Here is a 13,918-nt window from a genome sequence, read left to right on the forward strand (position 1 = left end):
TTGTTTTTTATACCCTTCTGGGGGTGGCCCGGGTGTGCCCACTGGACGGGGGCGGGGGGGGGGCGCCCCCCGGCCCCCACGCCCCTTCTTCTCATCCCTGTCTCTGAGCGCCTACTCCTGTTCGCGCATCACCCGGGCCATCGCCCGGTCGAACTCACCGCGGGCCAGATCCGTCCAGTCGTCCCGCTCGGCGAGGAACTCGTAGAACGCCCCGTGCACCTGGAACCCGTGCAGGTCGGCCAACTGTTGGGGATCCTCGGTGTACACCCGCTCTCCGGCGCTCTCGTTCGCGCTCTGGAGCCTCCGCATCGCCTCCGACTCATCCCGGCGGGAGATGTAGACCCGCGTGCCGTCAGAGCTGCGCAGGGCTCCGTCAGGCCCCACCGAGAAGTGGGCACCGTCCTGCTCCATCGCGGACCGCGCCAGTTTGTAGGCCTCGACGATCTGACCGTCCAGCGTGCCGTCCAGGGCGCCCGCGTGCACACGCTCCGGGTCCGAGGAGAAGTTGACCAGCATGTCGCGGCTGACCATCCTGCCCGCGTAGCGCTTCGTTCGGAAGTCGTCCATCCGTGACTGCTGGACGTCGACGAGCCGCTGGAGGGCCTCGTCGAACTCCCAGTCCATGTCGTCCAGGTCGAAGTCGTCCTGGAGGTCCTCCGGGTTGACCTCCTCGGTCGCGCCCATGCCCCGTTCCTCGGCGTACTCCTCACCGCGGGCGGCGTCCACCAGCTCCATGACCTCGTTGGCGTAGGTGTCCGGGTCCAACCGCGAGACGTCCACCGGGGACAGCCCGTGTGCCTTCTGGTACTTCTCCCGGCAGACCACGGCCAGCTCGGCCTGCTGCATGCGCTTGGCCAGCATCGCCTCGAAGTCGGGCTGGTTCATCCGCACGTCGAAGTCCAGCGCGCTGGACAGCGTGGGGATGGTCTGGAGCGTGTAGTCGTGGCCGGGGTGCACGATCGTGTCCTTGAAGAGCCGCCAGCTCATCGGCAGGATCATCTCGTTGCGGTTCCACACCGGTGAGTCACCCGCACGGAACACGATCGAGTTGCGCTCGGAGATGAAGGCCAGGTCGTTGTAGGAGATGACCGGCTCCTCCTTGGTCGCCATCGTGTAGGAGACCTTGCCCTCCACGCTCATCGACTTCACGAGGTGCCCCTTGTCCTGGGTCACCGTCTTGGAGTCCATGTAGGTGGTGTGGCGCTTGCCGGACATCTTCTCCAGCGTCTCGAGCATGGAGTCGTCGGTGCTCTTGAGGAAGACGATGTTGGAGGTGTTGCCCTGCACGATCTTGTCCACGCTCTCGCCGTAGACCTCACGCAGCTGCTGGAGGGTCTGGAGGATGAGGGTGAACTGCTGGTCCTGGCCCAGACCGATGGACAGCATCGTCTCGAACCCGGAGATGCCGTGCCCCTCGGACTGCAGGTTGCCCAGCTCGTCCAGCATGAACCGGGTCTTGTACAGCGGCTTCTGGCTCTCCTTGGTCATGTACGACTTGTCGAAGTTGAGGTCGACGAGCTGCTTGATCAGGATCAGGATCAGCTTGGCGTACTTCATCAGGTGCGGCGGAGTCACCAGGAAGACGGCCTTGGGCTGCTCCGAGTAACGCACCATCGTGTTGATGATGGCGTTGGCCTGAGCCATCTCCTTCTCGGGCAGGTCCCCGGTGATGTTCGTCAGCCGCATCTGCGGATACGTGGTGTGCTCCGGAACGAACCTGCCGTCAGCGTCCTTCTTCAGCTCCAACAGGATGCCGTTGCGCACGATCTTCTGGTCGGTCACCGGGTCGGTCACGAAGAACCGGCCGTTGAGCGAGGTCTGGTAGTCCTTCGTGTACCGGAAGTAGAAGGTGCGGATCAGCATGCCGCTCTGCGGGTTCAGCAGCCGGAGACGGACGTAGGCGACGTCTCGGGGGAACTTGCCCTGGAAGTAGAACCGGGCCCAGCCCTCACGGGAGACGATGTCGTCGTGCTCGAAGTCCTGCCCCAGCGGCTCCGTGAACCCCGCGTCCGCGTAGGCGTCCCACCTGGCCTGGGCGCCGATCAGGTGGTCGCGTTTGAGGTAGTTGCTCGCGAACCGCACGCCCATGCGCCGGGGGAAGCTCAGCCCGCCCAGGTCCGTGTTCTGGCTGGGGGTGCCCGAGGTGAGCGTGGAGATCGTGGGGTCGGTGAAGAAGCTCATCGCGGTGATCGCGATGCCGTACACGGACGCGAGCATCTTCTCGGCGGCGCCCATGGCCCGCAGGGCGTTGTCGGCGTTGCCGACCAGGGTCCGCATCGAGTTCGGCGGGAGCCCGTTGGTGGCGTTGAAGAACAGGGTGAGCATGTCCAGCTCCTCCTTGCCCTCCCACAGGAACTCCCGGCGCTGGGCCTCCTCCATCTCGGAGACGGCCTCCTCCTCGCGGAACGTGCCGTCGTCCGGGCTGCCGTAGTCGCCCTTCTGCGCCTTCTCCTCGACGGCGGTGACCGGGTTCTTCACCTTCTTCGCTGAGAGCTGCACGAACAGCTGGTAGCAGTTGTAGAGCGTGACCTTGCCCCACCGCTCGTCGAGCTTGGTCTCCAGGACCTTGGGGTCCATGTTCACCCGGGCGGCGTAGTCGCGGAGCTCGCGCTCCTCCTCCAGGTAGTAGTCGATGAGACCGTAGGCGGCGCGCTTGAAGGCGTTGTTGGCGGCGTTGGGCCACACCGGGTCCTCGCCGCCGTCCAGCGGGAAGAAGACGTCGGCGATGTTCTCGATGTACATCGCGCACTTGGTGGAGTCGCCCTCACGAGCGGCCTCCGCCGCCATGCCGAGCGGATTGTAGATGTCCGTCTTCATGGCGTTGATGAGGTTGAACTGCACCACCTGGAAGCCACGCATGGTGGCCCGTACGTAGTGCTTGACCAGCAGTTCGCCCTTGGGGTCGTTGATCACCATGTTGTTGGGGCGCTTCTCCCGCAACCACATGTCGACCATCGGCTCGATGTAGGTCTGGCCCTTGCCGGCCCGGGTGATGGCCAGCACCATCGTGTTGACCGGGGCGGTGTCCACGATGTAGGCGCCGGCCGGACGCTGCACCTCGTACTCGGGGAAGGTCCAGTCGTCGTTGATCATGTCCGCGACGGTCTTGTACTTCCCGAGCTTCTCCCGGTCCTTGCCGTCGGGGTTGTAGGGGATCCCGGTGGTGTCGAAGCGTTTGCGGAGCGACTTGTCCTTCGGCAGGCCCGAGGCCTCGAAGAGGTCGTCACCGAACCTCTCGTCGATGAGCGGCTTCTTCCGGGTGATCGCCCGGTCGTCGTCATCGCGGAGGATCTCGCCCTTGAGGTACTCGATGTCGCCGTCGGAGTCGAGGACGTCCTCCGTGGCGCGCTGGGCGACCGGGACCTGCTTGAGGCCCTTGTTGGTCATCATGACGTGACTGATCATCGAGTTCGGCTGCACGGCCGAGTGCGCGCCGGCGTCGGGGAACCAGTCGAACTTGCGCACGATCTCCTGCGGCAGGGCGATGTGCTGGTCACCGTGGTACTGGTTGATGTCGCTGGTGTCGTGCAGCAGGTTCTGGGAGTCCCTGTTGCGCATGAGCAGCATGAAGGCCAGGGCGAACGTGACCAGGCCCCCGCCGAGGCTGACGCCCGTCTTGGCGCCGGTCGGGTGAAGCAGCCAACCCGCGAAGGAGTCGGGTTGGCCCGCGCGCGCCGCGTCGATCTCCGCCTGCTGGGCGTCCATGTCGTCGAGCACCCACTGGGGTGTCTCCTCCAGGGCCTCCGCCTCCGTGTCGTGGCACGGTTGGTCGGCCATCGGGGTGCCGGTCTCGTCCAGGACCCTGAAGCAGTACCGTGTGGGCGAGACCCGCTCACGCTCGGTGAAGGCAGGGACCTCGGGTTCGCTGAACGAGGCGGCCACGGTGGTCACCGCCTGCTGTCCGAACGACCACGCGGACCACACCAGCCCGGCGACGAGGACGCCCGCGACGACGGCCAGGACGGTGCGGGTGGTGCGGGTCCGCCGCCGCTGGATCCTGGTGCGGTCGAGTTGCTGGGACTCGTAGACGTTGCGGTTGGCGAGCGTGTCCTCGGTCTTGCGAGAGGAGAGTTTGTCCCAGGCCCCCGCTTTGGGGCTAGAGCTCCTCCTGGCCATGGTGCGCCTTTCCTTGATGCGAGAGGTCTACTGGTCGAACCAGACCGGAAGGACCATCGCGCTGCTGCTGAGCGTGTTGTAGCTGATCCACCAGCCGACGATGATGCCCACGCCTATGGCCGCCAGGGCGAAGACGGCCATCAGCACGAAGAGGATCTTGTTGGCGCGCCGCTGCACCTGGTTGGCGCGGTCCAGTTCCTCGATGCTCGCCTGGTTGGCGCGGTTCACCGCCATCAGCTGGTTGGCGTACTCCTGGTGCATGGTGTCCGTGAGACCGCGGGTGCGCTCCGCCAGGCCGGAGTACATCTGGTTGTTCGTCTCGGCCTTGTGCTGCCACTCGCGTTCGCGTTCGCGCATCCGTGCCTCCGCGTGCTCGCGGGTGCGCTCCAGTTCGGCGGTCACCGCGCTCAGCTCACCGTTGAGTCTGCGGGTCTGCGCCTCGTGCTCGGCCTTGAGTTCCGCCGTGCGCTGGGCGTTCACGGCCTGGATCTTCTCGATGCTGTTGTCCAGTTGCAGCTGCGCGGCGAGTGCCTCCGCGCGGGCGATGTCCTGCTTGCGGTTGTCATCGATGTAACGCGTGAGCCTGGTGTTCCACTGGGTGAGCAGTTCCGTCTCGGCTTCCTGCTGAGCGGCCTCACGCTCGGACAGCAGCTGGAAGGCGCGCGTGGCGCCCAGCTGCATCCGTGTGTGCGCGTCCCTGCGGCGCATCTCCAGTACCAGCTGCCGCTGGTGGACGTGGCGTTCCTCGTTGCGGTGTTCGATCTCCAGAGCGACGTCGGCGATCCTGCGCTCGAACTCCGGACGGAAGCGGTCCCAGAAGACCTGCCTGGCCTGGGCGGCTGCGAGCTCGGCCCGGCTCGCGGCGTCCTCCTCGTAGCGTCGGGTGATCTCGGTGCGCTGGTGGCTGATCTCTTCGGGGGCCTTGGTCCTGAGCTCCCTGTACTCCTGTTCGGAGGCGGCCGCGAGCCTCTGGTAGACGGACCCCTCACGCTCCTCGTCGACCTCGCGCATGACCGACTCCGCGTGCAGGCTCATCATCTCGACGAAGAGCTTGCGGAGTTCTCCGCGGTGCTTGCGGTGAAGCTTGGCCAGTTCGGCGTTGCCCTGCCTGGCCAGTTGGTGGACCTGCTCCCCGAGCCAGTCGGTGGGCTTCCCGGCGGACTGGTCATCCAGTTCCAGGAGGACCGCCGGGGCCTTGGCGTCGAAGGTGGCCTCGAACTCGTCGAGGGCGACGGAGAGGTCCAGGTCTCCGGTGAGGAAGCGGCGCGCGATGGTCTCCCGCACCTCGTCCTCGGTGAACTCCCGGTCCCGGTGCTGTTCGGTGTACTCCTCCCAGGTGGCGGTGTCCTCGTCCTCCTCGGTCTCCCCGTCCTCCACGTAGTCCTCGAACTCGCTCAGGTCGTCGTCGAGCAGGTCCTCGGGGTCCAGGAACTGGTTCCCGCCGGTTCCCTCGTCAAGGAGGTCGTCGGACTCCTCCCCGAACATCAGCGGGCCCTCGCCGTCTCCGGAGAGGTCCTCGTGGGGCTCGTCGTGTCCGGCGCCGACCTCAGGGGGCAGGGCTCCGGGGAAGGGACTCGGATCCGTGGGGGCGGGTCCGCCGAAACCGCCGCCCACGGCGGGGGCGGGGGTGGACTGCGGCGTCTGGGCGGTCTGCGTGGGCGCGTACGCGGCGGGCGGACCGGGATCGTACGTGGCGGGTCCGTCCCCGGTGTTCATGGAGGCTCCTGGGCCGGTGGAGGAGGCTGCCGGGGGGTCCGCGGGGGTGTCGATGGCCTGGGTCCAGGCCCACACGTGCGGCAGGTACTCGGACATGCTGCGGCCGCCCTGAGCGACGGCCACCGCGTCGGCGTAGGTGACCGGCTTGTCGTTGAGGGGGTTGACCACGAACTCCTGCCCGTCGTGGCTCGGGCTCAGCACCATCCAGTAGTAGGTGGCGTTGGTGAGCAGCGCGTACTCCTCCATCCGCTCCAGGCTCTGCCGGGTGGGGATGATGCCGAGGATCTCCTCGTCGAGGAGGGACCGCGTGGTGATGGTCTGGATGAGGTCGTGATTGATGAGCTCGATGAGCGAGCCCTTGGTCTCGTCCCTCTGCTGCTTCTTGCTCAACCCGCCGATGTTGGCCACCGGCAGGGCCAGGGCCACCCAGGAGCCGTTACCGGGCAGGGCGAAGCGCTCGTTCTGACGGAGCAGGTCGACGGCGGCGTTGACGGTGCTCTCCCGCACCACGCTGGCAAGCATCTCCTCGGGCTTCCTGCGCTTGCGGCGCTTCTTGCCGTCACCGCTCGGCGGGGCCGCGGGGGCCTCCGCACCCTCAGAGGACGTGCCGTTGTCCGCCCCCTGCTGCCGCATGTTGTCCATGAATCCCATCGGCACATCCTCTCCCGTTCGTGTGACGAATTACCGAGTCGGCTTCGTCGGTCAGTCGGTGTCTCTGTTCCAGGAGGACTTCCGAATCCTCCCGCGCGGCCGCCTTCTCCCGCTCCGGGGATACGGTTCGGAATCCTCTGAACGTCTTTTCGCGTCTTCCTACCTGGCCGCGGTCACCTCGACATAGGAATCGCTCTTGCGCAGGCCCTTGTTCTCACTGCGCATCACTCCGCGGACATCGACCCGCAGGACCCGTTCTCCGGGGTGGGCGTTGATGAATGCCGCCAGGGAAACGGTGACCTCGTCGGTCATCTTCGCGATCGCCGCGCGCGCACCACCCGCGTTGGAGTCGGTGTCGGCGTGGTCGTCGATCAGGTACTGGAGCACCCGCTCGGCGATCTCGACCCGGACGCCGTGCTTGACCATGATCTCGCGGCGCATCTGGCGGAGCTTGTTCTTGACGATCCTGCGCTGGGTCTCACGCGAGAGCGGCTGGAAGGGCACGATCGCGTCGATACGACCCAGCAGTTCCGGTGGGAACTTGTTGTCACCCTGAGTGGTGGCGATCGAGCGCCGGATCTCCTTCATCTTCTCCACCAGTTCCTTTCCCGAACCGGTGTCGTCCTCGTTGTACTGGGCGATGGTCTCGTAGATCTCCGAGCCCGCGTTGGTGGTGAGCACGATGTAGGTGTTGAGGAAGGACACCTGGCGTCCGTTGTCGTTCGAGAGGCGGCCGTCGTCGAGCACCTGGAGCAGCACTCGGGTGATCGCGGACGCGGCCTTCTCGATCTCGTCGAAGAGCAGGACGGCGTGCCCCATGTCCCACACGCGCTTGGTCAGTTCCGAACGGAACAGGTCCAGCGACTCCTCGCGCGCGAACTCGGACATGTCGAAACGGATGAGGTGGCGCTGGTCGTCGCCGAACAACAGTTTCGCCAGCTGCTTGGTGAGTTCGGTCTTTCCGGTACCGGTGGAACCGGTGAGCAGGAACGAGGACATCGGTTTGGTCTTGTCGTTCAGGTCGGCGACACACAGCTGCAGCCTCTTGGCGACCACGCTGGTGGCGAAGTCCTGGGAGAACACCGCACCGTCCAGCTGCTGCTTGATGCGGACCGCGTCGACGTTGAAGGCCACGTTGACGTTGGTCGACTCCTTCAGGACGTCGGCCAGCAGGACCCGGTCCATCGGACGGCCGGTGTGACGGTGCCAGCCGACCATCGAGTCGAGTACCAGGATCGACTTGCGCGGCTGGGTCGAGGCCGGCACGTACCGGTTCGTGTACTCGTAGATCAGCTCGAAGAGGTGGTCGTCGTAGAACTGGTTCTCCACCCCGTACCGGCGCGCCATCCCCTTGAGGATCTTGACCGTGGTGTCCTGGTCGGGCGGGCTCACGTTGATGCGCTGGAGGCGTTCCATGAGCGGCTGGTTCGGCGCCACGTACTTGTGGAACTCGTCGAACGTCGTGGCCGCGATGACCCGGATCCCGCGCGCGCCGGAGGCCGCCAGCACCGGCTTGAGCGCCTCGACCGAGGCGGCACTGAGCTGCACCACCTGGTGGAACTCGTCGATGAACAGCACCAGCTCGACCTGCTCCTCGGTACTGAACATCTCGGCCTCGTCGAACAGGCCCTTGAGGAGCGCGGCCATTTCGTCGGGGGTGCTCAGCCCGGCGATCATCCGTGCCAGGTCGACTTCCAGATAGAGCCGCTTGGTGTCCGCGGACATGGCCGCCTGGACCAGGGCGGTCTTTCCCGAACCGGGGGGTGCCAGCAAAAGCGCGTTGCACAATTCGGGGCGCGACATCGCGGCCATGAGCTGGGAGATCTCGTGTTCGCGACCGACGATCTCACGCTCGGCGGGCTTGAGGGGGTCACTGAACTTGGCCAGCTTCGGATAGAGCTCGTTGAGCCCTTCAGCGAGGGAACCGTCGGACCGGGTGAACAACCAACACCACCTTCAGTGGGCGAGAAGGTTACGACTTCGTCTCGATACCACTTAATTCATGCTCATAAATCATCACGATTCTAGCATGCAGGCCCCCAAGTAGGACCAACCGGAAGTCTTGTTTGATGACGTCCATAATTGTCACCGAGACCGCCTTCCAAACGGTCGGAAGACGGCCCACCCGGAGCGAAAAGCGCGGCGAGAAAACAGGGCCCCACGATCGTGTTCACCGCGTCGGGCACCGGATTTTCGACTGGTTCGGTCCGCCTCCGCACGCTTCGCACGAAGACGGATCGCTGTCTCCCCGTGCCCTGGCCCTAGGGCATGTTCCGCGGATCATTCCGGGCTCGCGACCACCAGGCTGCCTCTCGCCGCGCCGATGAAGCTCGGACAGCCAAACCCGGGCTGACCTTCGCTCATCGTCTTGCGAGAGATTGCCTGGACGGCCGCTCGCATCGACCGGCGCGAGCGCCGAGTCAACCGAAAGCATCCACGGAACACGCCCTAGTCCAGGTCGAGGAAGTCACCGGCGTCGGTGTCTCCCCCGTTCGCGGATTCGGCGCCTCGACCGCCCGACCCGGACCCCCGAGCCGCCGCGTCCGACAGCGCCGCCGCGACACCCGGCTGGATCCTCGACCGGAGCAGTCCCTCGGGAGTGTCCTCGGCGTAGTCCACCCCGGGCCGCATGGTGGACTCCGCCGCACGGCGCTCTGTCTCCACCCCCTGCAACACACGGTCGAACACACCCTGGGGCACCTCTTCCCTCGCACCACCGACCGAGACCGGCACGCGGGCGGAGGGACCTCCGTGACCGCGGTGGACCGCGTCGAACTCCTCGTCGGCGAACAGGTCCTCGATCTGGTCCGAGCGCTGGGACACCGCGGGCCGCCGGTCGTCCGCCACTGGTACCGAGTCCTCCACCGAGTAGTCGGGAAAGTACTCGGCCAGGGTGTAACCGCTGTTCCCCTCGTCGAACTCGGTGTTGTTCTGGTTGCGCACGCCCACAAAGGCAAGCGGCGGCTGTTGCATGCGCTCTGGCGCCACCAGAAGGAAGTCGACCTCGGCGGGCAGCTCCCACACCAGTCCGGTCATCGACTCCGGGACCTGGAACCGGGAGCCGAAGTAGCCCTTGCGGACGAGCTCGAGCAGTTGCTCGGTGTCGAACTCGTAGAAGGCGTCGAAGGTCGGTTCCGACCCGGAGCGGAACGGCAGCGCCGTGATGCCGTAGGGCAGTGCGACATCAGGCTGGATCTGCACGATCTGTCCGCTCAGGTGCAGGTAGGGGCGGTGGTTCTGGTCGATGCCGTGGTGGAGGACCGACACCGTCTCCATACGCACGGAGATCTCACAGGGCACGGCGCTGAGGGTCTCCGTGTCGGCCTCGCCGTCTCGGGCCAGACGGTGGAGCCACGGGTCCGTGAGCTTCAGGGGTGCGATTTTCACGCGGATCGCCTTTCTTCGGTACGAGGGGTCACCGACCGTCTTCCTCTCCCAGCAGGGAGCGCCGGGCCTTCTCACCCAGGCGGCGCTGGGCACGCCAGAGCCAGCGGGCCACGACCACCACCAGGACGAAGATCAGACCGTTGAGGAACAGGGCCGGCGTCAGCCAGTACGTCACCTGCATCTCCAGGGGCGAGGACGGGCCGATACCGCTCCCGCCCGAGACCATGAGGAAGACGTTCGGGACCACGGTCACCGCGGCGAACATCGCCACCACGTAGATGATGGCGCCGGTTCCGAGCATCAGTCCGGCCCGCGCGAACACCAGCAGGGAGCCCGCGCCAGACTGTCCGAGACGGGCACGGATCCGAGCGCCCAGAGGTCGTCCCGGGCCGTCCCCCTGGGACCGTTCGGCCTCGGCGGCCCCCTGTGCGGGGTCCTCCCCGCTTTGATGCCTCTTCTCTCGCTTGGCCGGTACGGCCGCAGCGGACTTCGTCTTCTTCCTTGACGACGATGGAGCGGGACTCATGGGTGGTTCTCCTGGCAGAGGCGGAGTGGCGGGGATGGGGAGTGTGAGCGGATCAGGACTGCTGGGGCGCCTCGTCGGTCCACTGGACGTCGAAGTGGGTCACCATACCCGCGTAGTCGGTCGTCCAGGCCACGGACAGCGTCGCGACGGCGGGTACCGGTTCCTCCTCGTCGTCCCCGTCCTCGGGGACGTCCTCCGCGTCGAAGACCTCCACATAGGCGAAGTAGGAGTAGTCGGCCCTTCGGCTCTCGACCACGACCGGGGAGAACTCCCCCAGGCTGGCCCGCGCGTCCGGCCCCAGACCGGGAACCCCCTGGTCGGCCAGCTCCTGGGCCGGAAGCAGTGACTCCTCCTCGACCGGCACCCTCGGCTCGACCGAGACGTCGCCCTCCGCTTCCACGACCTCCAGCAGCAGCTCACGCATCCACTCGCTGTCGGTCTCCACGCGTTCGACGCGCACGGACGAGGAACTCTCCAGCGCCTCGATCCAGCCGGCGCGGAACTCGGCCTGGGCCTGTGCGTCCTCCTCCTGGAGTTCCTCCACCAGCGTCGCGACCTGGGCCCGGTCCTCGTCGTGGCCCGAGGAGGCCGACCACACGGCCACCCCGCCGACCACCAGCAGAAGCACGGCCACGGCCAGGGGTGTCCAGGAGAGGACGAGCCGGATCCGCTTGCGGCGGAGCTCCCGCTCACGCTCGTAGGCCTCGATCTCGGCCAGACTCATCCCTGGTCACCCCCGCCCTCGTTCTCGTCCCCCGACTCGCCCTCGGCCACGTCCTCACCGGAGTCCGCGCCGGGACTCCCCGGCTCGGAGACCTCCTCGTCGGTGCCGACGGCGACCGTCCCCAGCACCATCCGGTCGAACTTCTTGACCACCGGGTCGTAGGTCCCGTGCATCCAGGCGACCAGTTGTCCGGTCTCCTCGTGGGTCAGGGTCCAGACCATCGGAATACTCCCGTCCCGTTCGAAGACCTTCGCCTCATGAACGGTCCAGGAGTAGTCGGCCGCGAAGGCCCCCTCCTCCAGCTCGTCCAGCGCCGCGACCCCGGAGTGCCACTGGGCCACCGCGTTGAAGCCGTCGTCATCGCGCACGTGCGCGGCGAAGTGCGGGGTCAGGTGCCGGTCGAGCCCACCGATCTCCGCCTCACGCAACGCCTGGGCACAGGTGGTGAGCTCCTCGTTGGAGTACTCGCGCGGGGACGTGGGCCTCTCGTCGAGGTAGGTGACGCACTCGTCCCGTTCGCCCAACCCGGGTGTCCTCTCGGGCAACCCGTCCAGGGACAACGGCCCGGCCTGTTCCAGGTAGGTGTTCTGCACCTCGGCCACGGTCGCGCCCACGCTGGTGGCCTGACTCAGCCAGCGCCCGGCCTCCTCCTCGCTGGGCAGGTCCTCGAGCCCCTGTTCGGCGACGCTGATGTTCCGCTGGGCGTCGAACCCGTCCTGGGCCTGATCCGCCAGCTGGCTCTGGTGGTGGGAGTTGATCGCGGCGGCGACCACCAGCAGTGTCAGCCCGCCCACGACCCCCAGCCCGGTCCCCGACCAGTAGGCGACGCGGAGCAGCACCGTCTTCCAGCCACCCCCTGCGTGCTTGGCGGAGGGGTCCTCGTCCCGCTCTGTGGCGGAGGAGCCACCCGACCGTCGGTTCGGATCACCGGTCGATTTCCCGGGGAACGGCGGAGAGGTCGAGGGATTCTCGGACCCGAGTCCTTCATCTGCCACGTCGGCCTCCCCTCTTATGCGACCACAACGTAGTACTTCCTCGTAAAACGGAACGGTTATCGAGACACACACTAGTGATGAACGACGTGCCCTCCGCAACGGCGATACACGAAGGCGGGACGCCCGGTCAGTCCGGTCCGGAGGAGCGCACCCGGGAGGTGGTGGCGTACCCCTCGAGGTCGGCGACCCCGCCTTCGCCGTCGGTGGTCAGCAGCACCGTCGCGGTGCTGAGTGCGCTGGCCTGACCATCGTCGGAGGTGGTCCGCACGTCGACCACCACCAGATAGGCGTACTCGGTTCCCTGAATCGATATCAGGTCGGTTTGGAAACTGTTCACCCGGGAGTCGAGTCCGAGAAGGTCGATGAGCGCGTGTTCCTCGCCCCCGCTTTCGACGTTCATCGGCGCGGTGGGTAGGAACTCGGTCATGAAAGCCGAGTCCTCGGGAACGTCGTGGACGTTCATCATGGTGGTGCGGGCCGCCTCGTACTCGGCGTGGCTCTCCCATGTCAGGGCGGTGCCCAGCACGTCCCTGATGAGTTCCTCGTCGTCGGCCAACCGGTGGGCGTTCGTACCCACCACGTCGTCTGCGGCGAGACGCCCGCGATCCTCCTGTTCAGCCACCAGCTCGGCCCTGCGGTCGTCGAGTTCGACGATCTCCTGCTCCTGCTCGGCCAGGACGTCCTCCTGCGCTCCCCGGGTGAGCGCGAAGGAGATGGTCGAGACGGCCATGATTCCGGCCGCGACCAACGGAAAGGCGTTGCGCTGCAGCAGTCCCATCAGTCCTCCTCGTCCGGTCGGCCCGCCGGGCGTTCACCGATCGTCGTCTCGCCCACGTAGAGGCTGTGGAACGTCCCCGCGTCGGAACTGTAGGTGGCTCGGGCCCAGGCGAGCAGGTCACCGCTGGTCGCGTCACGGTTGAGCCAGGCCACGTTGACCGTGCGGGAGGATCCGACCCGGGGTGTGACGGCCACGAGCTCCCAGGAGTTCGCCGACGGGTCCGCGTAGTCCCCGCGACTCTCGTCGGAGTACCGGGTGTACCACGGGGCGAGGACGTCGATCTCCCCGGGGCCGTAGAACACGTCGGCTCCGGGGTAGTAGACGTCCTCGTCCTCGATGATCCGAGCGGACTCCGCGAAGAAGTCGATGAGCTCCGCACGGTGATCACCCACCGGGGCGTAGACCTCGCTCGCGTCTCCGTCCCCGGAGAGCTCCTCGTCGTCGATGTCCGCGAAGATCTCCTGGTAGGTGTTCTGCGCCTCGGCCACCTGCGCGCCCATGTCCCAGGCCTCGGACACGGCCTGGTCCAGCTGCTCCTGGAAGGCGACGACGTCCTCCTCGTCCCAGGTCTCGTTCTCCAGCGCGCGGATGTCTCCCCTGAGCATGGCGATGGACTGCTCGTTGGTCTGCGCCCGGGCCTCGGTGGTGTCGCTGCTGGAGGCGGCCAGGGACCCGAAACCCATCGCCCCGACCAACAGCGCCCCACCCAGGCTCAACCGCACCGTCCTGCCGACGTCGCGCGGGGGCCGGGGGGAGGCGGCGCGTAGCTCCTTGCGTTCCTGCCGGCGCTGCTGACGCTCGGCGCGTCGCTCGCGCAGCATCTCCTGCACGTCGTCGCCGGTCATTCTCCGGCGGTTGGCCCGCTGTTTGGCCTCGAAGTGGTCGAGTCGTTCCATCACCTCCTCACGGCTCAACTCACGCCAGGGCTTCCTCTCGGGCGTCCCCCGCTCCTCCGACGCGGCACCGTCACCCGACGGGCCCTCGTCACTGTTGGTACGTTCCTCGTGTTCTTCGTCGGACACCGT

The 13,918-nt window shown here is 66.8% G+C and carries 9 protein-coding genes; all 9 read right to left on the reverse strand.

The window, feature by feature from the left end; all coding sequences use genetic code 11:
• Window positions 1-111 precede the first annotated feature (111 nt).
• Window positions 112-4,116 (reverse strand): type IV secretory system conjugative DNA transfer family protein, encoded by a 4,005-nt coding sequence (locus ACFW3L_RS23920; protein WP_378746224.1) that lies wholly within the window; start codon window positions 4,114-4,116, stop codon window positions 112-114.
• A gap of 27 nt (window positions 4,117-4,143) precedes the next feature.
• A complete protein-coding gene (locus ACFW3L_RS23925; RefSeq protein WP_378746235.1) occupies window positions 4,144-6,483 on the reverse strand; it encodes a hypothetical protein in 2,340 nt (779 codons plus the stop codon).
• Window positions 6,484-6,642: 159 nt separating this feature from the next.
• Complete coding sequence (locus ACFW3L_RS23930) at window positions 6,643-8,427, reverse strand: AAA family ATPase (RefSeq protein ID WP_378746242.1); 1,785 nt, start codon at window positions 8,425-8,427, stop codon at window positions 6,643-6,645.
• Window positions 8,428-8,931: 504 nt separating this feature from the next.
• A complete protein-coding gene (locus ACFW3L_RS23935) occupies window positions 8,932-9,870 on the reverse strand; it encodes an AAA family ATPase (protein WP_378746245.1) in 939 nt (312 codons plus the stop codon).
• A 28-nt stretch (window positions 9,871-9,898) separates the two neighbouring features.
• Window positions 9,899-10,396: a hypothetical protein gene (locus ACFW3L_RS23940; protein ID WP_378746249.1), complete on the reverse strand. Its 498-nt coding sequence runs from the start codon at window positions 10,394-10,396 to the stop codon at window positions 9,899-9,901.
• 52 nt (window positions 10,397-10,448) lie between these two features.
• Window positions 10,449-11,120 (reverse strand): hypothetical protein, encoded by a 672-nt coding sequence (locus tag ACFW3L_RS23945; RefSeq protein ID WP_378746253.1) that lies wholly within the window; start codon window positions 11,118-11,120, stop codon window positions 10,449-10,451.
• On the reverse strand, window positions 11,117-11,959 hold the full coding sequence (locus tag ACFW3L_RS23950) for a hypothetical protein (protein WP_378746258.1): 843 nt from the start codon (window positions 11,957-11,959) through the stop codon (window positions 11,117-11,119). Before ACFW3L_RS23950 ends, ACFW3L_RS23945 begins: the two co-directional genes overlap by 4 nt.
• 283 nt (window positions 11,960-12,242) lie before the next feature.
• The gene (locus ACFW3L_RS23955) at window positions 12,243-12,893 is read right to left on the reverse strand and encodes a hypothetical protein (RefSeq protein WP_378746261.1); all 651 of its coding nucleotides are present in this window, start codon (window positions 12,891-12,893) and stop codon (window positions 12,243-12,245) included.
• The gene (locus ACFW3L_RS23960) at window positions 12,893-13,915 is read right to left on the reverse strand and encodes a hypothetical protein (RefSeq protein ID WP_378746266.1); all 1,023 of its coding nucleotides are present in this window, start codon (window positions 13,913-13,915) and stop codon (window positions 12,893-12,895) included. Before ACFW3L_RS23960 ends, ACFW3L_RS23955 begins: the two co-directional genes overlap by 1 nt.
• Window positions 13,916-13,918: the final 3 nt, after the last annotated feature.

Origin of the sequence: Nocardiopsis sp. NPDC058789 (assembly GCF_042745575.1) — a bacterium.
In the GTDB taxonomy this organism is placed as follows: Bacteria; Actinomycetota; Actinomycetes; order Streptosporangiales; family Streptosporangiaceae; genus Nocardiopsis; species Nocardiopsis eucommiae.

Excerpts from the sequence above, each read along its gene's own strand:
- ACFW3L_RS23920 (WP_378746224.1), bottom strand. The coding sequence starts at position 4,116 with ATGGCCAGGAGGAGCTCTAGCCCCAAAGCGGGGGCCTGGGACAAACTC.
- ACFW3L_RS23925 (WP_378746235.1), bottom strand. The coding sequence starts at position 6,483 with ATGGGATTCATGGACAACATGCGGCAGCAGGGGGCGGACAACGGCACG.
- ACFW3L_RS23940 (WP_378746249.1), bottom strand. The coding sequence starts at position 10,396 with ATGAGTCCCGCTCCATCGTCGTCAAGGAAGAAGACGAAGTCCGCTGCG.
- ACFW3L_RS23945 (WP_378746253.1), bottom strand. The coding sequence starts at position 11,120 with ATGAGTCTGGCCGAGATCGAGGCCTACGAGCGTGAGCGGGAGCTCCGC.
- ACFW3L_RS23955 (WP_378746261.1), bottom strand. The coding sequence starts at position 12,893 with ATGGGACTGCTGCAGCGCAACGCCTTTCCGTTGGTCGCGGCCGGAATC.